The sequence below is a fragment of the Rothia mucilaginosa ATCC 25296 genome (assembly GCF_000175615.1).
Classification (GTDB): domain Bacteria; phylum Actinomycetota; class Actinomycetes; order Actinomycetales; family Micrococcaceae; genus Rothia; species Rothia mucilaginosa.
Genome location: NZ_ACVO01000009.1, coordinates 73,000 through 94,162 on the forward strand (window position 1 = coordinate 73,000; position 21,163 = coordinate 94,162).

The 21,163-nt window shown below is 57.8% G+C and carries 22 protein-coding genes, 1 tRNA gene and 1 rRNA gene; 12 read left to right on the forward strand and 12 right to left on the reverse strand.

Annotated features, from left to right (window positions below):
• Positions 1 to 205 precede the first annotated feature (205 nt).
• The 6 genes from ROTMU0001_RS02625 (at position 206) to ROTMU0001_RS02650 (ending at position 6,117) form a co-directional block, all read left to right on the forward strand.
• Positions 206 to 1,075 (forward strand): PRD domain-containing protein, encoded by an 870-nt coding sequence (locus ROTMU0001_RS02625; protein WP_005507991.1) that lies wholly within the window; start codon positions 206 to 208, stop codon positions 1,073 to 1,075.
• Positions 1,076 to 1,789: 714 nt separating this feature from the next.
• Positions 1,790 to 2,770, forward strand: a complete 981-nt coding sequence (locus tag ROTMU0001_RS02630; RefSeq protein WP_005507992.1) for a mannose/fructose/sorbose PTS transporter subunit IIA — start codon at positions 1,790 to 1,792, stop codon at positions 2,768 to 2,770.
• Positions 2,767 to 3,636 carry a PTS mannose/fructose/sorbose transporter subunit IIC gene (locus ROTMU0001_RS02635; RefSeq protein ID WP_005507993.1) on the forward strand — a complete coding sequence of 290 codons (870 nt, stop codon included), beginning with the start codon at positions 2,767 to 2,769 and terminating at the stop codon, positions 3,634 to 3,636. Before ROTMU0001_RS02630 ends, ROTMU0001_RS02635 begins: the two co-directional genes overlap by 4 nt.
• Before the next feature lie 11 nt (positions 3,637 to 3,647).
• On the forward strand, positions 3,648 to 4,502 hold the full coding sequence (locus ROTMU0001_RS02640) for a PTS system mannose/fructose/sorbose family transporter subunit IID (RefSeq protein ID WP_005507994.1): 855 nt from the start codon (positions 3,648 to 3,650) through the stop codon (positions 4,500 to 4,502).
• 170 nt (positions 4,503 to 4,672) lie between these two features.
• Complete coding sequence (locus tag ROTMU0001_RS02645; protein ID WP_005507995.1) at positions 4,673 to 5,446, forward strand: HAD-IIB family hydrolase; 774 nt, start codon at positions 4,673 to 4,675, stop codon at positions 5,444 to 5,446.
• A gap of 161 nt (positions 5,447 to 5,607) precedes the next feature.
• Positions 5,608 to 6,117, forward strand: coding sequence for a hypothetical protein (locus tag ROTMU0001_RS02650; RefSeq protein ID WP_005507996.1), 510 nt, complete (start codon positions 5,608 to 5,610; stop codon positions 6,115 to 6,117).
• Positions 6,118 to 6,295: 178 nt separating this feature from the next.
• On the opposite strand, the gene ROTMU0001_RS02655 is transcribed toward ROTMU0001_RS02650, so the two are convergent.
• The 4 genes from ROTMU0001_RS02655 to ROTMU0001_RS02670 form a co-directional block, all read right to left on the reverse strand.
• Complete coding sequence (locus tag ROTMU0001_RS02655) at positions 6,296 to 6,643, reverse strand: hypothetical protein (RefSeq protein WP_005507997.1); 348 nt, start codon at positions 6,641 to 6,643, stop codon at positions 6,296 to 6,298.
• Positions 6,644 to 6,654: 11 nt separating this feature from the next.
• Complete coding sequence (locus tag ROTMU0001_RS02660; RefSeq protein ID WP_005507998.1) at positions 6,655 to 7,167, reverse strand: hypothetical protein; 513 nt, start codon at positions 7,165 to 7,167, stop codon at positions 6,655 to 6,657.
• Between the two features lie 198 nt (positions 7,168 to 7,365).
• Positions 7,366 to 9,108, reverse strand: a complete 1,743-nt coding sequence (locus ROTMU0001_RS02665) for a cation:proton antiporter (RefSeq protein ID WP_005507999.1) — start codon at positions 9,106 to 9,108, stop codon at positions 7,366 to 7,368.
• Positions 9,109 to 9,357: 249 nt separating this feature from the next.
• Entirely contained in the window at positions 9,358 to 10,308 is a 951-nt protein-coding gene (locus tag ROTMU0001_RS02670) for a hypothetical protein (protein WP_005508000.1), read from the reverse strand.
• A 290-nt stretch (positions 10,309 to 10,598) separates the two neighbouring features.
• Between ROTMU0001_RS02670 and ROTMU0001_RS02675 the strand changes: the two genes are divergently transcribed.
• From ROTMU0001_RS02675 to ROTMU0001_RS02695, 5 genes are all read left to right on the forward strand, one after another.
• Entirely contained in the window at positions 10,599 to 11,201 is a 603-nt protein-coding gene (locus ROTMU0001_RS02675; protein ID WP_005508002.1) for a TetR/AcrR family transcriptional regulator, read from the forward strand.
• Between the two features lie 266 nt (positions 11,202 to 11,467).
• Positions 11,468 to 12,865, forward strand: a complete 1,398-nt coding sequence (locus ROTMU0001_RS02680; RefSeq protein ID WP_005508003.1) for a galactokinase — start codon at positions 11,468 to 11,470, stop codon at positions 12,863 to 12,865.
• Positions 12,866 to 13,298: 433 nt separating this feature from the next.
• A complete protein-coding gene (locus ROTMU0001_RS02685; RefSeq protein WP_005508004.1) occupies positions 13,299 to 13,463 on the forward strand; it encodes a hypothetical protein in 165 nt (54 codons plus the stop codon).
• Between the two features lie 541 nt (positions 13,464 to 14,004).
• Complete coding sequence (locus ROTMU0001_RS02690) at positions 14,005 to 14,325, forward strand: glutaredoxin domain-containing protein (protein WP_005508005.1); 321 nt, start codon at positions 14,005 to 14,007, stop codon at positions 14,323 to 14,325.
• A 1-nt stretch (position 14,326) separates the two neighbouring features.
• Positions 14,327 to 15,145 carry a shikimate 5-dehydrogenase gene (locus ROTMU0001_RS02695; protein ID WP_005504124.1) on the forward strand — a complete coding sequence of 273 codons (819 nt, stop codon included), beginning with the start codon at positions 14,327 to 14,329 and terminating at the stop codon, positions 15,143 to 15,145.
• A gap of 336 nt (positions 15,146 to 15,481) precedes the next feature.
• Here the strand turns inward: ROTMU0001_RS02695 and ROTMU0001_RS02700 are convergent, their stop codons facing one another.
• The 3 genes from ROTMU0001_RS02700 to ROTMU0001_RS02710 form a co-directional block, all read right to left on the reverse strand.
• Entirely contained in the window at positions 15,482 to 16,294 is an 813-nt protein-coding gene (locus ROTMU0001_RS02700) for a rhomboid family intramembrane serine protease (protein ID WP_005508006.1), read from the reverse strand.
• 57 nt (positions 16,295 to 16,351) lie between these two features.
• The gene (locus tag ROTMU0001_RS02705; protein ID WP_005508007.1) at positions 16,352 to 17,182 is read right to left on the reverse strand and encodes a rhomboid family intramembrane serine protease; all 831 of its coding nucleotides are present in this window, start codon (positions 17,180 to 17,182) and stop codon (positions 16,352 to 16,354) included.
• A 155-nt stretch (positions 17,183 to 17,337) separates the two neighbouring features.
• Positions 17,338 to 17,865, reverse strand: a complete 528-nt coding sequence (locus ROTMU0001_RS02710; RefSeq protein ID WP_005508008.1) for a peptidylprolyl isomerase — start codon at positions 17,863 to 17,865, stop codon at positions 17,338 to 17,340.
• Between the two features lie 173 nt (positions 17,866 to 18,038).
• Between ROTMU0001_RS02710 and ROTMU0001_RS02715 the strand changes: the two genes are divergently transcribed.
• On the forward strand, positions 18,039 to 18,374 hold the full coding sequence (locus ROTMU0001_RS02715; RefSeq protein ID WP_005504118.1) for a hypothetical protein: 336 nt from the start codon (positions 18,039 to 18,041) through the stop codon (positions 18,372 to 18,374).
• A gap of 289 nt (positions 18,375 to 18,663) precedes the next feature.
• Here the strand turns inward: ROTMU0001_RS02715 and rrf are convergent.
• The 5 genes from rrf to ROTMU0001_RS02740 all read right to left on the reverse strand — a co-directional run bounded on the left by rrf (position 18,664) and on the right by ROTMU0001_RS02740 (position 21,162).
• Positions 18,664 to 18,780, reverse strand: a 5S ribosomal RNA gene (gene rrf / locus ROTMU0001_RS02720).
• 3 nt (positions 18,781 to 18,783) lie between these two features.
• A tRNA-Ala gene (locus tag ROTMU0001_RS02725) sits at positions 18,784 to 18,856 on the reverse strand.
• 91 nt (positions 18,857 to 18,947) lie between these two features.
• Positions 18,948 to 20,147, reverse strand: a complete 1,200-nt coding sequence (locus tag ROTMU0001_RS02730; RefSeq protein ID WP_155115037.1) for an acetamidase — start codon at positions 20,145 to 20,147, stop codon at positions 18,948 to 18,950.
• Positions 20,148 to 20,353: 206 nt separating this feature from the next.
• Positions 20,354 to 20,806 (reverse strand): DUF3349 domain-containing protein, encoded by a 453-nt coding sequence (locus ROTMU0001_RS02735; protein WP_005508010.1) that lies wholly within the window; start codon positions 20,804 to 20,806, stop codon positions 20,354 to 20,356.
• A 50-nt stretch (positions 20,807 to 20,856) separates the two neighbouring features.
• On the reverse strand, positions 20,857 to 21,162 hold the full coding sequence (locus tag ROTMU0001_RS02740; protein WP_005504112.1) for a hypothetical protein: 306 nt from the start codon (positions 21,160 to 21,162) through the stop codon (positions 20,857 to 20,859).
• Between the last annotated feature and the right edge of the window lies 1 nt (position 21,163).

Below are 21,163 nucleotides of genomic sequence, written 5' to 3' on the forward strand. Positions count from 1 at the left end.
GCCGCAAACTTATGGAATGCTTGCCTGCATCACAGCTGGGGCACAGTTTCGCGCCGCCCATTATCCCAACCACGCGCGTTAACCCTTCAATACGGGTTCAATCTTTCGGTAAAATTTGTAGTAGCTTAGGTGATACTCAATCGCCTTTTATCGTTTCAGTGTGCCACCCCGACACAGGCGCCCCGACACCCGCAGAGGAGGACACATGCGCATTAGCCGTATTTATAACAACAATGTTGTCCTCACTGTGGATCATTACGGCAAGGAGTCCGTGATGATTGGTCGCGGCATTGCCTTTGGTAAGCGTAAGGGCCAGCTGATTGACCCGTCTGCAGTGGAGCAGACGTTTGTGCCTGAGAAGGGTATGTCGGGTGAGCGCCTGAGCATGACTCTTTCTGAGATCCCGGCGGAGATTCTGTCGATTGCCACACTTTTGGAGTCGAAGGTGCGCGCCGAGGGTGCACTGGAGCTGTCGAACTCGTTTATTCTTCCGCTGGCTGATCACCTGCACTATGCGGTGGTTCGTGCGCGTGACGGGGTGCGGGTGCAGTATCCGCTCGCCCCGGAGGTGACTGTTCTCTACCCGCGCGAGGTGGAGTACGGCCGCACGGTTTTGGAAATGGTTCGCGAGCGCCTGCAGGTTGAGCTGGACCCGAATGAGGCTATTCCTTTGGCGTTGCACCTAGTCAACGCGCAATTTGCGACGGCGGATATGTCTCAGGCATTCCGCATGACTGAGGTTTTCGCGCAGGTTTTTGAAATTATTGAGGCGAGCTACGAGCGGAAGATCGACCCGGACTCAATGAGTGCGGCACGTTTTGTGACGCATCTGAGGTACCTGTTTGTGCGGGCGAGCCGCGCCTCCGCAAATCGTGCGGAGGATGTTGATGAGGTGTCGCAGCCGAGTTTGTTGGCGGCTCTTCGTGAGGATGCACCACGCGCCTACGCGTGTGCACAGAAGGTTTTGCTGGTACTGCAGATGCAGCTGAAGCAGAGCCTGACTCGTGATGAGTTGACGTATTTGACGATTCATATTGCGCGTCTGGCGCGGGATATGTGGGGCGTTAACGCGTAGCGTATGCCCTGTAGAAAGCGACCGGGGTTCTCGGTCGCTTTTTCTATGCCCGAAATCCCGGTGAGGAAATCCCGGTAAGGGTTTCGAGTGAAGAGTCTAAAGCAAGGAGTCTAGGGAAGCACTGCCGGGCGGAACGTGGCCGTTAAAGGTGAGCCGCTATTTATAGATACAACCTGTCACTAAAATGTCGTTTTCCCGGGTTTTCTTTCGCGCGTTAGCGCGTCGATTTAAATTTTGAAAATGACGGTTCTTAGCTGCGTCTTCCAGAAATACCATTCTGTGGACAGACCGCAGGAAAATGTGGGTTTTTTATTATTCCCACATGTTTTGATTCGCACACTCATTTTTTTGCTCGGTATTTTCTTTGTAAATCTTTTTCTCGCGCTCATGCAATCCGTATATTCCACATCAAACATCTCGTCAGTCCACCAGCAAGACGCCAACATTCCCGAATTTTCGCGAGAATAACGCCTTCCCCTTCGTACGGGCAAGCATTTTTCGGTGTTCTGTTTAAATTTTTTACACCCTGGCAATAAATACGTGTTTTGACATCAAAAACCCATATTCCAACACCGATAAAAATGTCACAAGAACCTAAAGTGTGCATGCTTAGAGAAAACCCACAAAACACAAAAACAACGTGTTACTATCTGAGAATTATGAGGCCCCTCACGGGCCCTATACACACCATGTCACGAAAACGAGAGGACCACTATGGTCACTATCATTGTGGCGGCACACGGCGAGTCGGCTCCGGCTCTGCTGAAGACCGCCGGCATGATCCTCGGTAACTTCGAAAACGTCCACCCGGTCACGTTCCTGCCGGGTCAGGGCCCCGAAGATCTCGTCGAAGAGTACACCCGCATCGTTGAGGCATCCGACGCAGAAGAAACCCTGCTGCTGGTCGACCTCTTCGGCGGTAGCCCCTACAACGCCGGTGCGCAGTTCGCAGCCACCCGCGAGGGCGTCGACGTCGTCTCCGGTGTCAACGTACCGATGCTTATTGAGGTCATCTCCGGCGCAGGCCGTAAGAACGCAACCCTCAAGTCCCTGGTCGCCAAGGCACACAAGGCGGGCACCAAGGGTATTCGCTCCTTCCAGGAAGCGAACCAGCCCGCAGCCGCTAAGCCTGCCGAGGCGAAGCCCGCAGAGACCAAGGCGGTCGAAGTTCCGGCTGCTCAGCAGGTTCCCGGCGGCACCATGGACGCTATCTTCACCCGCATCGACTCCCGCCTGATTCACGGTCAGGTGGCGGGCACCTGGGTTCCGCATATCGCGCCGCAGACCTTCATTGCGGCGTCCGATAATGCGGCACACGATCAGCTGCGCAAGTCCCTGCTGCTGCAGGTCGCGCCGACCAGTGTGAAGACCAACGTCCTGGACATCGCTAAGGCGGGCCGTGTGTACAACAACCCCAAGTACACCGGTATGAAGACCATGTTCGTCGTGGAATCCCCCGTTGACGTGGTGCGACTGCTCGACGAAGGCGTCAAGATCAACGAAGTGAACGTTGGTGGCGTCACCTTCAAGACCGGCATGGTTCAGCTTTCGGACGCGGTGTACGCCTCCGAGGAGCACCTCGAGGCATACCGCGAACTCCTCAAGCGCGGCGTGAAGCTGACCGTTCAGCAGCTGCCCAACCATTCCCCGGTTGACCTGGCAAAAATCCTCAAGCAGAAAGGCCTGGACGCATGAGCGCCCTGACGTTTATTCTCGTTGTTCTCGTGGCGTTCATTGCGGGCGTCGCATCCGTGGTGGACGAGCGTCAGTTCCACCGCCCCCTGGTCGCTTGTACCCTGATGGGTTGCGCGCTGGGTGACCCGACCACCGGCATTATGCTCGGTGGCGCACTGGAGCTCATCGCACTGGGCTGGATGAACGTCGGTGCGGCGATGGCTCCCGACTCGGCTCTGGCGTCCACTATCTCCGCTGTTGTTGTGATTCAGGGTCACCAGGACATCACCACCGGTATTGCGATTGCTGTGCCGCTAGCGGCAGCAGGTCAGGTTCTGACCATTTTCGTTCGTACCATTACGGTGTTCTTCCAGCATCAGGCTGATAATTTCGCGAAGACGGCAAACTTCCGCGGTATTGAGTTGATGCACATTAGCGGTATGGCTCTGCAGGGTCTGCGTGTGGCCATCCCGACCGCTATTGTGGCGCTGATTAGCTCCGAAGAGCTGACCCGCCTGCTGGACATGATTCCCGCCGAGGTGACCACCGGTCTGCGTATCGCAGGTGGCATGATTACCGTGGTTGGTTTCGCAATGGTCATCAACATGATGCGTTCGAAGGCTCTCATGCCCTTCTTCTTCCTCGGCTTCATTGCCGCTGCTGCTATCCCGGCAACCCAGTCGATTTCGATTGCTGGCACCGAGGGCGCGAAGGATCTCGTTGCAACCCTGTCCGGTCAGGCACAGTTCAACCTGGTTGCTATCGGTATTGTGGGCGCCTGCCTGGGTCTGCTGTACACCCAGCTGAACCCGCTCTTCCATAAGAGCGAGGCACCCGCCGCAGCACCGGCAGCCGCAGCAAACGACCTCGATAACGAGCTCGAGTAAGGAGCATCATCATGACTGAGAACAAGAACGTCGAGCTCGTTGAAGTTCCCGAGCTCACCCAGCGCGATAAGGTCGAAACCTACTTCCGCTCCACCTTCCTGCTTGGTTCGTTTAACTTCGAGCGTATGCAGTCCATTGGTTTCGCGGTTTCCATGATTCCGGCTATTAAGCGCTTCTACACCAAGAAGGAAGACCAGGCGGAGGCACTGACCCGTCACCTGGAGTTCTTCAACACCCAGCCGTGGGTTGCATCCTCGATTATGGGTGTGACCGCTGCGATGGAGCGTGAGAAGGCATCCGGTAAGGACATTGACGAGGCAGCAATCACCAACGTGAAGGTGGGCCTGATGGGCCCGCTGGCTGGTGTGGGCGACCCGATTTACTGGGGTACCGCACGTATCGTGCTGGCGGCTCTGGGCGCGTCCCTGGCGGTGACCGGTAATATTCTGGGCCCGCTGCTGTTCTTCTTCGGCCTGTCCGCGATTCGTTGGGCGACCCGCTGGTACGGCTTCAAGTACGGTTACGAGAAGGGTACCCAGATTGTGACTGAGGCGGGCGGTAACACCCTGCAGAAGATCACTCAGGGTGCGTCCGTGATGGGTCTGTTCGTGATGGGTGCGCTGGTGTACCGCTGGACGAGCGTGAACATTCCGTTGCCGCTGACCAGCTACAAGAACCAGGCTGGCGCGATGGTGGATGTTACCGTTCAGTCGGTGCTGAACGACCTGCTGCCGGGTCTTGCATCGTTGGGTCTGTGCTTCCTGTGCATGTGGCTGCTGAAGAAGAAGGTCAACGCTATCTGGTTGATTTTCGCTCTGTTTGCCGTGGGTATCCTCGGTTCGTACCTGGGCTTCCTGGCTCTCTAAAAATCTGAGAGATGAGCCCTTCGCCCTTCTATGAGGGCGTGAGATTCAGGGGCTGTATCTCAAGTGGCGGGGGTGCGGTCGGTACACTTGAAGTACCGGCGGCACCCCCGTTTTACACAGGTTGCAGTGCGTAATTCGCGGCAACGTAGCCCTCCCGAGAAGGAGTTTGTATGACCAAGTTGATGGCTTTCGATTTGGACGGCACGATCCTGTTTAACCGTGCCGTGGAACCTGCCAATGAGCAGGCGATTGCCCGCTGGCAGGCGGAGGGTAACCTGGCGGTCTCCTGCACCGGTAAGAGCATTTTTGCCACGCGACTAGCGCTGGAGCCGACCGCCATCCGCTTCGACTACCATGTGCTGTACACCGGCGCGGTGGTGACCGACCGGGATTACCGGGTGATTTACCGTCAGCCTCTTCCGCTGAGTGTTGTGCAGGCATGCTACGAGCATTTCAGCACCGTGGACGGTGTGGCACTGTTCGCCACGACCTTGGATAACGATTACAGCCTCTGCGACCGGGTGGGCTCCTCGACGAATATTCTGCCGGAGTTCACTCCCCTGGCGGCTGATGACCTGCAGAACCACGAGTACGTGGGTGTGCCCCTGTGGATCCCGGATGCGCAGGTCCGCGAGGCGGCGTACACCTGGATTCTGGAGCGTTTTGGCGACTCGGTGGACTGCCACAAGAACCAGGATTTCCTGGATATTGTGCCGCCCGCCTGCACCAAGGGTAGCGGATTGAAGCATCTGGTGGAGCACCTGCAGTCCGAGCATCCGGGCACCTCCTATGAGGTGCACACGATTGGCGACTCGTGGAACGACATTGACATGCACCGCTACGCTGACCGTTCGGCGTCTTTCAGCTACTCCCCCGATGAGGTCAAGGCCGTCACCACCGATTGTGTGGATAAGGCGTACGAGTTCATTGAGGCTTCCCTGTAGAAGCTGCCGAGATGGCATTTAGGCGCGGCGAGCGCAGAGTGCCTGCCACCCGCTTCCGCGTACTCGCCGCTTCTCTCACGCGCACTCACCGCCTACTCCCCCGTTTCACGTGAAACACCCGCTTTCCCATTACTCCCCGTGTACCCCCCCGTGAGGTTTCTATGTGCCCGCCTTCATCTAAATCCCCCAAACCCCAGCCCGGCAAGGATCAGTCTCAGAAGAGCCAGCAGGCCGAGCCTGCTCAGTCCTACGACCCGTCCAGCTTCTCCGACACCTTCCGCGCTATGGCGCGTGAATCACTCGTGAAGAACCAGAAGAACCGCCCGGACTCCCCCATCGTCTCCATTTCCCCGGTGCTGATTGTTTTGGGTGCCATTGCGGCGGCACTGTACGGGCTGTGGCAGAGCTGGGCGTGCCTCATTCCGCTGGTGCTGATTCTGGTGCTCATGTGGGTCCGCTACACGATGCAGCGTCAGGCGCTCAACGATTTCGCCGAGCTGGAGGCGGCACGCACCGCATGGAAGAAAACCCGCGACAGCCAGTACCTGGAGCTGATGGCGGCGCAGTCGGCGCGCATCCTGGATGAGAATAAGGCGCTGACCAAGCAGGCTCGCGCGCACGTGCAGGAGTACGCGGATTTCGCGGCGCAAAAGCTGGGTACTCAGCGCTAAAGACCCCGTTGCGCTCACCCCTCCCCAAAAGACAAAAGTATTCGACGAGCGTTAGTCGAGGTGAGCGTTCAGGCACAACAAAAGACCGTAACCACTCCCCTGTACGGGGGCGGTTACGGTCTTTTATTCACGTCAGATACCCTCTGCGGGGGTCTTTTACGTCTTAGGGGGTTACACCCTAGTTGGTCTTCTGCGCGGGTGCTTCAACGGGCTCTTCTGCGGCTTCCTCGACGGACTCCGCAGATCCTTCGTCTGCGCTGTCAGTAGCCGGAGCCTCGTCCAATCGCTGCACCACAGCGGGGCGGTCATCAAAGCCGCGGCGGGTGCCTCGGGCAGCCTTCGCCTCCATGGTGTACAGCTGCTCGCGATTCGTCAGCACCACCAGGGTCATGGCGTTCAGGCAGACACCCACAATGCACAGAATCCAGCCGATCAGCATGAACCGACCACCGGAAAGCACCGCGCCGGAAAGCATCAGGGCAACAGAAACCAGGTACGCCGGGGAAAGCAAAAACTTCGTATTCACTACCGACCTACCTAGCGTGCGTTGGAGCGGGGCTTGGGGGCACGACCCGAACGGGGACGCGAGGGCAGAACGCTCATACGGCCGGGGGCATGATCAACAATCGGCTGAGATTCGGTGGGCTCTTCCTCGCGGACCTCTGCAGTTTCAGCAGGCTCGGTCGCCTCAACGGTTTCAGCAGCCTCAGCGGGAGCTACTTCCTGGTTAGCCTGCGCCGCAGCTTCGTGCTCAACTGCCTCATGCTCAGCAGCTTCACGCTCTTCACGGCGGTGCTCCGAGCGCTCGCGGATGCGGTTCTCAACGGAGGATTCGAAACCGTCCAGGTTGGTCACCAGTGCGGGGGTTGGGTCACCCTTCGCCTTACCCACGGACAGCACAAAAGCAAGGACGTTCAGACCCAACGCAAGAATCAGAAGGATCCAGCCGAGCCACAGGAGCCAGGGGTTGGAGGTTCCGATCAAGAGTGCGCCGCAAAAAATCACGCCGAGGGAGGTCAGGTACGCAGGCGAGAGAGTCTTGAAATCCATGTCTACTTTCAATGTGTTCGTGAGTTTGAGAGAGCTAACGTACGGTCACTACGTTTCCTGTCTCATTTTAGGTGATAGTTGAGGCTTAATCTGCTTCTGCCCTTGTCTATCGCCTGTGAGCTAAAGACCAACGGGCTTATCTCGGTGGCGTAGGCAGGAGCAGAAACGTAACGTGCATGCACGCGGTGCAGGTACCGGCTAGGACGTGGGGGTTACCTCATTGGTGACCAGAGGCGAGGCGGGCGCGTTCTCAACCACAGGGATTGCGCGGGTGCTCAGGGCGCCCTGGTGCTTCTTCCAGAGGTTGTAGCGTTCCATGGCAACCGCGCCGGCAGTCATGGCGGGCAGAATGAACATGCCGGAGGAGCGGATGCTTTCGGCCTGCGCCAGGATATCCAGCTTACGCACCACGCGGGTCACGTCGTGGGAGTCGTAGCGGTCCTGAGCAGAAATAACCTCGTTCTGCGCGGCAACGAGGGCGGCGTCGCGCAGGCGCACGAAGTCGTTCCTCTTGTCCTTAAGTTTCTCCATGTGCTGCTTGTATTCTTCGGGCAGCGCCTCGCTGATTTCATCGCGGCGGGTGATAGCGGAGCACATTTCCTTCACGCGGGCGTAGGTCTCGGGGTCGGTGGTTGCCTTCGCTTCAGCCTGCAGTGCCTCGAGGGCTGCGATCTGCGCGATCTTGAGCAGTTCGGGTACGGCGGTTTCTTCTTCGTGGTTAGCCCGCACGCCAAGGACCTTTACAAGCATGGGCAGGGTCAGGCCGGGTAGCACGAGGGTGAAGAAGAGCACGGAGAGCATCATGACGATGGCGTCCTGGCGGACCTGTTCGGTGCCGTTGACCACGGGGATAGACAGGGCAAGAATCAGGGTCACGAGGCCTCGCATGCCTGACCAGGTCATGACGATAACTTCGGCGAAGCTTTCGGGGGCGCCCTCGTGGATGGGGTTCTTGCGTCCTGCCAGCCAGACGATGGTGAACCAGATGAGGCGCACCAGGATGGCGACCAGTGCGACCAGTGCACCGTCAACAAAGAGGCCTGCAGTGCGGGAGGGGTCGGCGGTGGCGATGATGCTACTTGCCTGCAGGCCGATGAGGCCGAAGGCGACACCGGTCATGAGCAGCTCAATGATCTGCCAGAAGGAGGTGGAGGAGAGGCGTTCTTCCGCTTCGAGTGCCGCCATGTATTTGGTGCTGGTGAACTGGATAGCGCCGATGACCACGGCAATAACGCCGGAGGCGTGCACGCTTTCAGCAGCGAGGTAGGCGCCGAAGGGGATCACGAGGGTCACGGCGTTGCTGGTGACCACGTCGTGGGCGCGCTGGCGAACGTAGCCGCCGAGCCAGCCGAAAATGTAACCAATAATGACCGCGAGGATTGAACCGAGCACGAAGTCTTTAGCGACCGAGAGCGGCTCGATGTGGTGGCCGCTGGTCATGGAGTGAATTGCGGCGTGGAAGAGGACGATTGCGATAGCGTCGTTGAAGCTACCTTCGGTCTGCAGAGTACCGATGAGGCGGCGGGGAATTCCGACGGGCTCAGCAACTGCTTCCACGGCGACGGGGTCGGGCGGGGAGACGGCGGCACCGACGGCGAGGGCGACGGCGATGGTCATGCCGGGGACCCACCACATGGCTGCGCCGGCAATTGCCAGGGCGGAGACGGTGGTGAGCAGGACCGAATAGAGCAGTACGGATTTCCAGCGGCGGCGCAGGGTTCCCCAGGAGAATTTAACGCCGATGGCCCACAGCAGTGGCGGAAGGAAGATCGGCAGGATGATGTCGCTGTCGATGGTGATGTCCGGTCGGTTGGGGATGAAGAGCGCGGCAGCGCCGAGCAGGGTCATCATGACCGGCCAGGGGAGGTTGAGTCGGTCACCGACGCTGACCATGAACACGGTCGCAATCAGGATGATGACAATAACGGAGAGGTAAAGCATTGGTCCGGTGTTGTTCCTTTCGCGCGGCTAGGGTTAGTCGGCTACGTCTTTCTACTCTACCGGAGGGGCTCATTCCGCTTTTCGGATATGGGGGTTCTGCAGCGTTTATTGTGGTGGTGTTTACCTCTAAGCCTAATACTCTTTATGGAATATAGAGTTTTCCCCTGAATATCCTTGCTTTTCAGCAGGTTATTCAGGGGAAAATTCTATATTTGGAATATATCGATTAGGGTAGTTGCTGTTAGCGGGCTACTTAGAACCGCATCCACCAGCACCACAGCCGCAACCACCAGCGGGGGCTTCCTCGACAACCGGTTCAGGCTCGTCGTGACCACCGCAGCAACCACCCTTTTCTTCCTTCGGTTCGTCGTGGCCGCCGCAGCAACCGCCCCCACCGTGGGAGTGACCGTGAGGCTCAGCGGGAGCTTCAGCGGAAGAACCGCATCCGCCCGAACCGCAACCGCAACCACCGGCGGAAGGTGCCGGCTCCTCGTGGCTACCGCAGCCACCCGAACCGCATCCACAGCCGCCACCGTCGACCGAACCGCAGGCGGAGCCGCGTGCATCACGGTGACCCATGAGGTCCACGCCCAGGTCGGAGAGGTAGCGCAGGTAGCCTGCGAGGGCGTCGCGTCCACCGGTGCCGGAGATGACGATGCCGCCGTGACGCAGTGCCTTGAGCACCTCGTTGACCATGGGCCACTGCTCAATGTCGTCGGTGATGGTGATAGCGCTGACCACGTGCATTGCGAGGGAGGTCAGCGAGCGCAGGGACTGTTCGTAGCCTTCGGGCAGGTGAATGACCTTGGAGGGTGCCGCCAGGCGCAGGATGGACAGTACGCGCATGAGCATCATGGGTACTGCGTTTTCGGGCAGTAGTACGGTCACGCCGATGGCGGAGGATTCAGCAATACGTTCGATGGTTGCCGCGAGTTCTTCGGAGTCGATATCGCGGGAGATATCCAGTACTTCGTAGGAGTCCACGGCGATGGAGCGGGTGCCCAGTGCGTCGGCGAGTGCTTCATCTTCGGTGTGGATCGCAATCATGTTGCGGAATTCGTTGCGGCGCACGACGGAGGCTGCCTCGATGAGGGCGAAGTCCTGGCCTTCACCATCCACGAGGAGGGTGTGGATTTCTTCGCGGTTGAGGCCTTCGCCTGCAGTGGCGCGCTCGATTAGTTCAGAAAATGCATTGCTCATACCGAATATTAAACACCTGATTTTGGGGCGTGCGCCCGCGAGGTTTACCTGTCTTGGCGGTTTTGGGCGGTTTAAGACGTGATTTTATGCCGAGAGCGTGGGCGGCTACCTATTCTGTGTGTGCTGGAGTGGTTTTGGTGGAAAAGTGCTCGTGAAACGCGAACCGTTCGCTCCGGGTGAGTGAGAATCAACATTGCTTTTTGGGTTTGTGCCGCGTATTTGTGGGGTTTTTGTTTGCCGTGGGGTGCATCTTGCTCACGTTACAGATTTGAACACCCTAAAATGAAAGGGTGGTACTTTCCCGTGAAAAGATTCTAGATACCGCCTACGAGGTCTTGGCGACCTACGGTTTGGCGGACCTTTCCATGCGCCGACTCGCTCAGGAGCTTCACGTGGCTCCCGGCGCCCTGTACTACCACGTGAAGAATAAGCAGCAGCTTCTGATTCTGTTGGCGGATTACATTCTGGCTCGTGCCCCGAAGTCGATGTCTGAGGAGGCTGAGGCGAATCCGGAGGCTATTCGCGCTTCGATGATTCGCCGCGGCGATACGCTGTTCTCCCTGCTGTACCCGATTCGTGAGTGCCCTGAGGTGGTGCGTTTGAGTTTGACTCTGCACCCGCGTGAGTTGAAGCCTGTGGTGGCTATGGCTCATGAGTTCCAGGCTCTTGGTTTGGGTCATGCGGAGGCGTTGCGTCGTGCCCGTTTGTTGACCCATATTGCGTTGAGCCTGGTGGAGGAGTATCAGACTCTGCCGCTGATTTCGCCTCAGGAGGCTGTGGCGAGTGGCGATGTTCCTCTGATTGAGAATGCGTTTAACCGTTACCGCCAGGATCTGCTTTCTGCGATTGATTCGATGATGGTGGTGCAGGAGCCTTATACGCAGGATGCGTAAGTCGCCTGTTCCTCTTTTGGTTTATTAGTTGTGTATGGTGCCCCGTGCCCCCCCCTTGTGGGGGTGCGGGGCTTTTGCGTGCGTTGGTGCTGGCTGCTCTGCCGCGCTCTGATACCGGCGCGGTTTGGCGGCTGAGTCGATGTTCGCCGGTTGTCTGCTTTAGTCTAGAGGTGACACGTGCTTGCGCTGTTGCCCGTTGGGTATCTGGTGCGAGTGGGGTGTTGTTTATGTCTTAGTGCCCCGTTGGGCTTTATCAGAGGTGTTCCATGTCGATGACCGCTACCGCCCAGTGGGCGGCTCTTCCGGACCATAGCGCGGAGATTGCGCGTGTGCGTGAGGAGTTTATTACTGCGTATGGTTATGAGCCGGATGGTGTGTGGTCTGCGCCTGGGCGCCTGAATCTTTTGGGCGAGTACATTGATTTTTTGGGTGGCTCGTGCCTGCCGATGCCGTTGCCGTACCGTACCTATGTGGCGGGTGCGTTGCGTCGTGATGGTGTGTTGCGCGCGGCTTCTTTGCAGATGCCCGGCGATGAGCGCACGGTTGTGATTCGCGATATTCAGCCGGGTCATTTGAAGGGCTGGTTCACCTATGTGGCGGGTGTTGCGTGGGCGATGAATCAGGAGGGTGGCAGGGATATTATGCTGCCCGATGAGTTTGGTGCTGATCTGCTGATTAATTCTCGTGTTCCGGTGGGTGGCGGTTTGTCGTCTTCGGCGGCTTTGGAGTGTTCGACGGCGTTGGCGTTGTTGGAGCTCTCGTGTCCGGTGCGTGAGGAGTGCCCGGAGGCGGATGCTACCCCGGCTGATAGTGATGCGTTGCGTGCGCGTCTGGCTCAGGTGTGTATTACGGCTGAGAATAAGATGGCTGGCGCGCATACGGGTGGCCTGGATCAGACGGCGTCGTTGCGTTCGTATCCGGAGCAGGCTCTGGTGGTTGATTTCCGTGATTTTTCGATTGAGCCGGTTGCGGTGGATATTGCTCAGCATGGCTTGAGTTTTTTGGTGATTGATACGAACACTCCGCATGAGCTGACGGATGGCGGTTTTGCGGCTCGTCGTGCGGCGTCTGAGGCGTGCGCTGACGCTTTGGGTCTGCGTTTTTTGCGTGATGCCCTACCGGAGGATTTGTCATGTGCGGGTATGGATGCGCGTGCTGCGAAGGCGTGGCGTGCTGACTTGGTAGATTCTTCGGTGAATCGTGCCTTGGATGCTCTGGAGGACGCGGGTCGCCCGTGTTCGTTCCCGCGTGGTTGGGTGCGTCATGCGTTCCACGATATGACTCTGGTGGGTCGTGCGAGCTATTTGCTGCAGCATGCTGATGAGCTTGGTTTCGCGGCGTTTGAGGAGGCGGGCCGTATTTTCACGGAGTCGTTTGTGTCGATGCGTGATGAGTTGCGTGTTTCTCGCCCTGAGATTGATGATGCGGTGCAGGTGTGCCTGGATCGGGGTGCACTGGGTGCCCGTATTGTGGGTGGAGGTTTTGGTGGCGCGGTGATGGCGCTGATTCCGACCTCTCAGCTGGAGGCTGCCGCGGATGCGGTGGCGACTGCGTATGCTGTGCGCGGCTATGCGGCGCCTCGTTTTTTGCCGATGGTTGCTGGTTTTGCGGCGTCTCATGATTGGGCAGCGGGCGCTACTCCTACGGATATTCCGGTGTTGTAGGGTTGGGCGCTGAGGTCTGTCATAAATCGGCGGGGTGTCATAGGGGCGTTTTTGGGGTTTTGAACGATATTCGTAGCTGGAAGTTTCCTGCGAGTTTCTGCAAATTTCCTCCGCTCATCACCTGTAATAACGCGCTGATAAGCCATAATTTTTTGGTCGTTGGTCAAAAGTGGCGCCACGTTTTCTGAGGGTGGTTTTTCTTGCCTTCGCGGGTATGTACACTTATCGACGGACGCAATCCGTGAGCTGTAAAGTTTCGATGCGCATAGTCCGGCATATGGATAGCATCTACACTGGGTTTGACCGTCACATACAAGCCCAGCTTGCAGGTTTCGTCCGCCAAAGCATCACACTCCGATTTCGCCCGTACGGGCGAATCACCCCTCACCAAGAGTGAGGCTTTAGAGCGCGAAAGCGCAGAAAGGAGGCCCCCGTGGGCTTCGATATCAAGGGTACCGTTGAGCAGGGCCTCGACAAGGCTCAGGAAGTCATCAACGAGAAGGCTGGCAAGGAGATCGTCACCGACGAGCATGTTGCCAAGGTTGAAGAGGTCGTGACCGAGAACGTCTCCAAGCTGACCGAGAAGTTCGGCAAGTAAGGCGATAGCCTCCTTTGGATTGGCGCTCTGCTTCGCTTCCTCATGGGGTAGGGCGCCATTTCCCTGGGTTTGCATTACAGGTTTTCACTCAACATCTCTCTCAAACAATGGGGCGTTCTGCCCCGCCTGGGTTCTTTCATTCACCGACTCACTCGGCATATTGCTCAGCTTCGGTTACCGCCTGGTAGCCTGTTTTCACTCTTCTTTTACTCTTACTCAGCACAAGTGCTCGCGCTTTCTCGCGAACTGTATACGCCCCGCATCATTGGTCCGGCAACCTTGGTGTGGGGCGTATGCCGTTAATGCACGGGATGAAGGCTTCTGGAGCGCAGGGTGAAGGGTTCTGGGAGGCAGGGCGAAGGCTTCTGCGGGAGTGCTACACGGGCTGTGGGAGTGCGGCGCGAGCGTTCGCCCTATGAGGACCTCTCCCCTGCCCCTGTAACCTCAGGCTATGCTTGATATGTCAACTTATTGAGCTGCGCCCTCAGGTAGGTTTCAGTGCCTCCTGAATACCGCGGAGCACCCCGTCTATGGAGGAACTATGTTTGAACGTCAGCAGTCCGATCAGCAGAAGGCACGCGAGGTCATGAAGGATGGCGGCGTCGTCATTTATTGGCGCCCCGGCTGCCCCTACTGCGAGGCTCTGGATTCTAAGCTGGGCGAGCTGGGCGACCACGCTACCTGGGTCAACATTTGGGAGGATCCGCAGGCTGAGGCGCACGTGAAGTCCCTCAACGACGGCAACGCGACCGTCCCCACCGTGGATACCGGCGACACCCACTTTGTGGTCGCTGACCTGGTGAGCCGCAACAAGGTGAAGAAGCTGATTGAGAACACCCTCAACGCTGGCGGCGAGGCTTAAGATGGCTCGCCCGGCGCTGAACCGCGATACGACGGTCTGCATTTCCTTGTCTGGTCGCCCGTCGAATCACGGTATTAAGTTCCACAATTACCTGTACGAGAAGCACGGTCTGGATTACCTGTACAAGGCGATGACCACTACCGATATTGAGGGTGCTATCGCCGGCGTGCGTGCTCTGGGTATTCGTGGCTGCTCGGTGTCTATGCCGTTTAAGCAGGCTGTTATCCCGCTGATGGACGATATGGACCACTCGGCTGCGGTTATTGGTGCGGTGAACACGATTGTGAACACTGACGGCTTCTTGAAGGCGTACAACACGGATGTGATTGCGGTGGCTTCCCTGCTGCGTTCGCATAATGTGGATCCGTCTCTGCCGTTCCTGCTGCGCGGTTCGGGCGGTATGGCTGCGGCTGTGGCTGGTGCGTTCTTTGATGCGGGCTTCTCCCAGGGCATGATTATTGCCCGTAACGAGGAGACCGGCCGCGCGCTGGCTGAGCGTTACGAGTACGCCTGGGCGCCGGAGGTGGGCAACCTGCGAGCGCCGATTCTGGTGAACGTGACCCCGATTGGCATGGCTGGCGGTGAGGAGAGCGAGGAGCTGTCCTACCCTCAGGAGGCTATTGCTGAGGCGCAGGTGGTCTTTGACGTGGTGGCGATGCCCGTTGAGACTCCGCTGGTTCGTGCGGCTCGCGCGGCGGGTAAGGAAGTTATTCACGGCGGTGAGGTGATTGCTCTGCAGGCTGCTGAGCAGTTCCGCCTGTACACCGGCGTGGAGCTCACCCCCGAGGAGGTTGAGGAGGCGGAGGCTCAGGCGAACTAGGTTCGCACCCGCTGCTTCTTCGCCCCGTGAGGGGTTCGATACGTGAAAGTGCCCGGAAGGTTAATCCTTCCGGGCACTTTTGTTGGTGCGTAGCACCGGAATTTTTTGTAATTACACACACCCTGGTATTTAAGGTTTTCCACATCTGTGGAGAAATCTGGGGAAAACTCTTACACCCGTGTAATTCACCCTGTGTAATTCGGTTGTTTTAGCCTGTATCCACAGGTTTTTAACATGTACTCACAATCGTGAAATTACACGAATGTAGTTATGCACAGTGTGGAAAACCTCTGTGGATAACCCTCTTCTGCGGCGGATTTCCGCGGGTTTTCGGGTTCAATACCTTCCACTGAGCCACTGCTGCGGGCTTTGCTGCGGCGGCTGAGAGGACTCCGGCTTCTTCACAAACGGGATAATCAGCAGGGTTGCTAGTGCGCCGCTGACAAGACCGCCAAAGTGTCCCGCATGGGAAATATTCGGGTGGAAGAGGCTCTGCACCACACCAATGCCGATGAGCAGCATAAAGAGGCGCGCAGTGTCCTTTTGCCTCCTGAGAAGCAGGATCACGAAGAAGGCACCGTAGAGGCCGTACACACCACCTGAGGCGCCCACAGCGCCGCGGTAGTAGTCGAAGAGGTACACGCTGAGGCCAGCCCCCAAGGTAGCAGCCATATATACGAAGAGGAACTTCCAACGCCCCATCATGCGCTCGAGAGATACACCGAAGATGAAGAGGTAAATCATGTTCCACACCATATGCATCGGGTCATTCTGCGAGTGCACAAACCCGTGCGTGATCAAGCGGTAGTACTCACCATGGTGAACACGGGGACCCGACATCATGCCGAGGTTGTACATCCAACGGAATGGGATGATTAGCTGCAGACCGTACACCACAACGTTAATCAGAATGAGCGTGTACGTAATATGCCAGTGACGGGCGATGAAGGAACGCGTCGGGCTCGAGGCGCCTCCATTGAGGTCACGGTAGCATTCGGGGCAGACTACACCCGCATCCTGTGCCGTCTGGCATTCGCCGCAGATGGTGCGGTTGCAGCGCCCGCACTGGGCGTAGCTGACACGGTCGGGGTGGTTGACGCAGACGGTGGGGCTCTGCCCGTAGCCTGCGTAGTTGGGAAAGTTCTCCACTGACCCTCCAAAGATTTTGTGCCGGATTTTCTGAAGATTTTTCACGTATTTTCAGGCTTAGTACCTGCCGTTTTGCCACTGCTGCGGACTCTGTTGCGGCGGATTCGAGGACTCCGGCTTCTCCACGAACGGGACGAACAGCAGAGTCAGCAGCACACCACCCACAAAACCACCCGCGTGGCATGCGTGGGAAATATTCGACGGGTTCATCAGGCTATAGATGACGTTCACTGCGGTAATCATAGCGAACACTCGTGCAGTGTCCTTCTGCTTCATGATGATCAGCAGGGTCATGAACGAGCCCATGAGGCCGAAAATACCTCCGGAGGCGCCCACCACGCCGGTCCCGGGAGTCAGCACGTACACGCCGAGGGCACCAAAGACGATAGAGCCCAGGTACACGAAGAGGAACTTCCAGCGCCCCATCATGCGCTCAAGGGACACACCGTAGATGAAGAGGTTAATCATGTTCCATACCAGGTGCATCGGGTCATTTTGCGCGTGCAGAAAACCGTAGCTGATGATGCGGTAGTACTCGCCATGCTGGACGTAGGGCCACCAGATCACTCCGTGCCTCACCACCCATTCGTTGGGAATAAGCTGCTGCAACCCGTACATCGCGACGGTAATCAGAATGAGCGTGTAGCTAATATGCCAGTGGCGCGCCAGGAACGAGCCTTTTGCCTTCGAACCCTGTGCTTTCGAGCTACCGCCCGTGAGTTCGCGGTAGCAGTCGGGGCAGACCATGCCCACATCCAGCGCCACCTGGCATTCGCCGCAGACGGTGCGGTTGCAGCGCTTGCACTGGGCGTAGCTAACGCGGTTGGGGTGGTTAACGCAGACGGTGGGGCTCTGCCCGTAGCCTGCGTAGTTGGGAAAGTTCTCCACTGAACCTCCAGGGGTTGTGTGCCGGATCAGCCGGGGTGGTGTGGGGGCATATAAGCGCAGGGGCCCACCGGAAAAATCCTGGCGGGCCCCTGAACTATACGTGTTTTCTCAACACCTTCAGCAGAATGCTCGTATGAGCCTTCTGATGGGGTTTATTAGAGCTTTTCGATGTCGATCGAGGAGATGACAACGTCCTTGACCGGGCGGTCCTGGAAGCCGGTCTCAACGCCCTCAATAGCGTCAACAACCTTCTTGGATGCCTCGTCGGTAACCTCACCGAAGATGGTGTGGCGGCCGTTCAGCCAGGGGGTCTCAACGGTGGTGATGAAGAACTGAGAACCGTTGGTGCCGGGGCCGGCGTTAGCCATTGCCAGCAGGTAGGGCTTGGAGAAGGAGAGCTCGGGGTGAATCTCGTCCTTGAACTGGTAGCCGGGGCCACCAACGCCCATGCCCAGGGGGTCACCACCCTGAATCATGAAGTCCTTGATGATGCGGTGGAACACGACGTCCTTGTACAGGGGGGTGTTCATGATTTCACCGGTGCGGGGGTGCTTCCACTGACGGGAGCCGTCAGCCAGGCCGATGAAGTTCTCAACAGTCAGCGGTGCGTGGTTGCCGAAGAGCTCGACGACGATGTCACCGTAGTTAGTGTGGATAGTTGCCTTAGCAGTTGCATTAGTCATGGCTCTATTGTGGCACGGGGCGGCGCTCATTCGCCATCTAACATGTTTTTTCGCCCCGGGCGCACCGTTGGGCGGGCTTTTTGGGCGGGAATTGAATATCCTGAGAGGTGAACACTACGCGCGCGGCGGCGTTTTCTGGCCGCTGGCGCATTTCAACCGATGGAGGTCACCCCATGTTCTGCTGCAAGAAGCGTAAGGCACGCAAGGCTGCTAAGGCTCAGGCTATTGTCTCTTCTCTGGCTGCTGTTGAGTCCGCGCTGGAAGGCAAGACCGCTGAGATGTTCGCTGAGAAGCTGACCGGCAACAAGAAGGCTCTAAAGAAGGCTCGTAAGGCTACCGCAAAGACCGTTCGCGCCGCTGAGAAGGAACTGGCTCGTATTGAGCGTAACGGCGGCAAGCGCCCCCGTAAGGGCCTGGCATTCCTGGGTCTGCTGGTTGCTCTGGGTGTTGCAGGCGCCGCAGCCTACAACGCAGCTCGTCCCGTGGAGGACCCCTGGAAGAACGCATAAGCGTTCCCCGTATCTTCCTTCTCTAGGACTTTCTGAGGCGCCGCTAGCGGCGTGAGGGAGTGCTTTATGAGAGATAGCCGCCCGCTAGAGTTTTACTCTGGCGGGCGGCTATTGTTTGTTCTTTTTTTGGGGGAGGAAAGGGAGAGAGGAGGCGCTACAGATGCTACAGATAGAGCGCTGAATCTCCCCGGGTAAATCTTCCCGGGTGCACCCTGCAGTATTTCCCTGACATACCCGGATATACAAAGAACCCCATGTCTTTCGACATGGGGTTCTCGGTTCAAAAATAAACCGGCGATGACCTACTCTCCCACACCCACAAAAGTGCAGTACCATCGGCGCGAAGAGTCTTAGCTTCTGGGTTCGGAATGGAACCAGGCGTTTCCCTCTTGCTATAATCACCGGAAAGTGGAGGCGAGGGGACTCGAACCCCTAACCCTCTGCTTGCAAAGCAGATGCGCTACCAATTGCGCCACGCCCCCGCGGTGCTCTACTAGTCTATAACACCTTTTGCGGCTTTACCAAATCCTCAGGCGCATTTTTTTAGTTAGACCCATCACAATACTGAGGAGCTTAGGTAATCACCTCACCCGGCACTGTCGCCTCCCGCTTCGTTAGAGCCCGCAGGGGGCCACTCACTTCCTGCAGATATTTACGAATCGCGGTGCGTTGTGCCTCCTTCGCAGACTCCTCCTTCGACTCCGGCCCCTTGAAGCCCAGCTTGAACGCATCCCACTGGCTCGCTGAGGGGTACTTTTCACGGGCATTCCACACCAGCGAGAACGATGCCAGGGTATTCAGCTCCTTCCTCGTGGCGGCCTTCGATAGCACATCAGCCACCGTTGCCACGTGTGAAGACTCGGCAACACTCACCGAAATCTTCGACTGCGCACCCGAGGGCAGGCTCATCGCCTTCTCCGGAGCCAACTGAATATTCAGATGAATCTGCTGTACCCGCTCATTCTTCAAATCCAGCTCAGCCAGCGCACGGAAACGCTTCATCAGGGAATCATAGTTCTCATCAATCACCACAGCATTCAGGCGCAGCTCATCCGCCAGCAGACCTACCTGAGCGTAGCTCGCATTAGTCCCCAATGCCGCGTTGGCAGCCAGCACCTTCAGCCACTGCTCTTCCTTCAGGGTCGCTGAATCATTGACGCGCAGCGGGCTCACCAGAGCATCCGTAGCAGTGTTAGCAACATTCTGCGGGTCATTCGCAGGATCCACGCCACCGTAGGTAACGCTCAGCCGGTGCAGAGAACCGTAGACAGACAGGTTCGTCAGAGCCGTAGCTGCCGCCACCAAATCGGCCTGTGCCGCCTCCGTGAGGGAGAAAGAACCCACCAGACGCAGGTCCTGTTCACTACGCCCCTTACCCACATAGATACGCCCCAGCGACTCAATCTTCAGGTAGCGGGTATCAATATTCTCGCGAACCAGACGCTCACGGCGTGCCAGCAGCTTCTCGTTTGAAACCACCACCGCCGCATCCTCACCCAACACACCGGTAGCGGCAATCTGCGGCATCGCGGCAAGCACCCCGGCGGCAGCGACCACGCCGCCAGTCAGAAGCAGGGAACGGCGGGGCACCACGAGGCGGCGCGCCTGCCCAGCAATAGCCTCTTTAGCGGCATCGACGCGGGTAGAAGGGGTCTTAGTAATAGAATCCTCAGCGGCAACGGATGCCGCCTCAGAAGAGCCCTGAGAGGCTCCCCGGGTAGAAGTATCGGGAATGTGAGAGCTCTCGGGTTCCAAAGAAGGGGAAGAAGACACAGAATCTCCAGGATGCAGGGCGGGCACAAAGCCCACCAACGGTTTGAGGGGAGTGAAGTCCCTCTAGAATACCGCCCGCACCCATGCACATGCCGACAACCCGCTGCGCATCATTCGAAGGGCATAAAGAAAACCTATGGGGTGGACTCAGTCCACCCCATAGGTCACAAACTTCATGAGAGCTCTCAACTCTCACCGCAGGCTATTTAGTTATCCTGCGCAGTCGTAGCGTTCGGAGTCGGAATATTAGCCGATTCAGCAGCCAACTCAGCAATACGAATCTCGCCGGTCGTCGGATCATCGTAGGTCACGTACTCGGTACCGCCAGCCGTAGGCTCAGCGTCCTCGTTCACGTGGTTCTCCGCAATCAGGAAGCCGTGCGCACCCAGAATCTTAGCGACGCGGTCAATATCCTGCGGGGTCGGGGTATGATCCACCACTCGACGAATGTACTCGTTAATGCGCTGGTCGCTCACGTACGCCTCGCCACGAGCAGCACGAGACTGCATGAGCTGGCGAACAACTTCCTGCAGCTGCTCATCGGTCAGACGCATCTTCAAAATAGCCATCACTGCCGCGCGGTCCTGCACCGGAACATCCTTGGGATACCCGACGCTCAGCCAGTCGATTACTCGAGAGATCATGCTCTTATCAGGCATCGAGCCCCTCCTTCGAAGCAGTCATTATATGCAATTTAGTGTTCACGGGATTAGTGGCCTCCACCGGTTACGCCGAAGATATTCCAGCCGAAAGTGTGGTCGATAAAGTCCTTAGCGACCCAGAGAATACCGATGATTACGATTGCTACGATGATAGCAAAAATGCAGAACGCAGCAATCTTCGCCGCCGTTCCCGGAGGCTCAATTTCAACCAGCTTGCCGTCCGCGGTGTACTCGGTACGACCAGCCAGCATACGCAGACCCAGCGCATAGAGCGCCGGAAGGCCCGCACCAAAGAACAAACCGGCAATCAGCACCGGAATAACCTTGTTCACAATGTCAATCAGATATTCCACG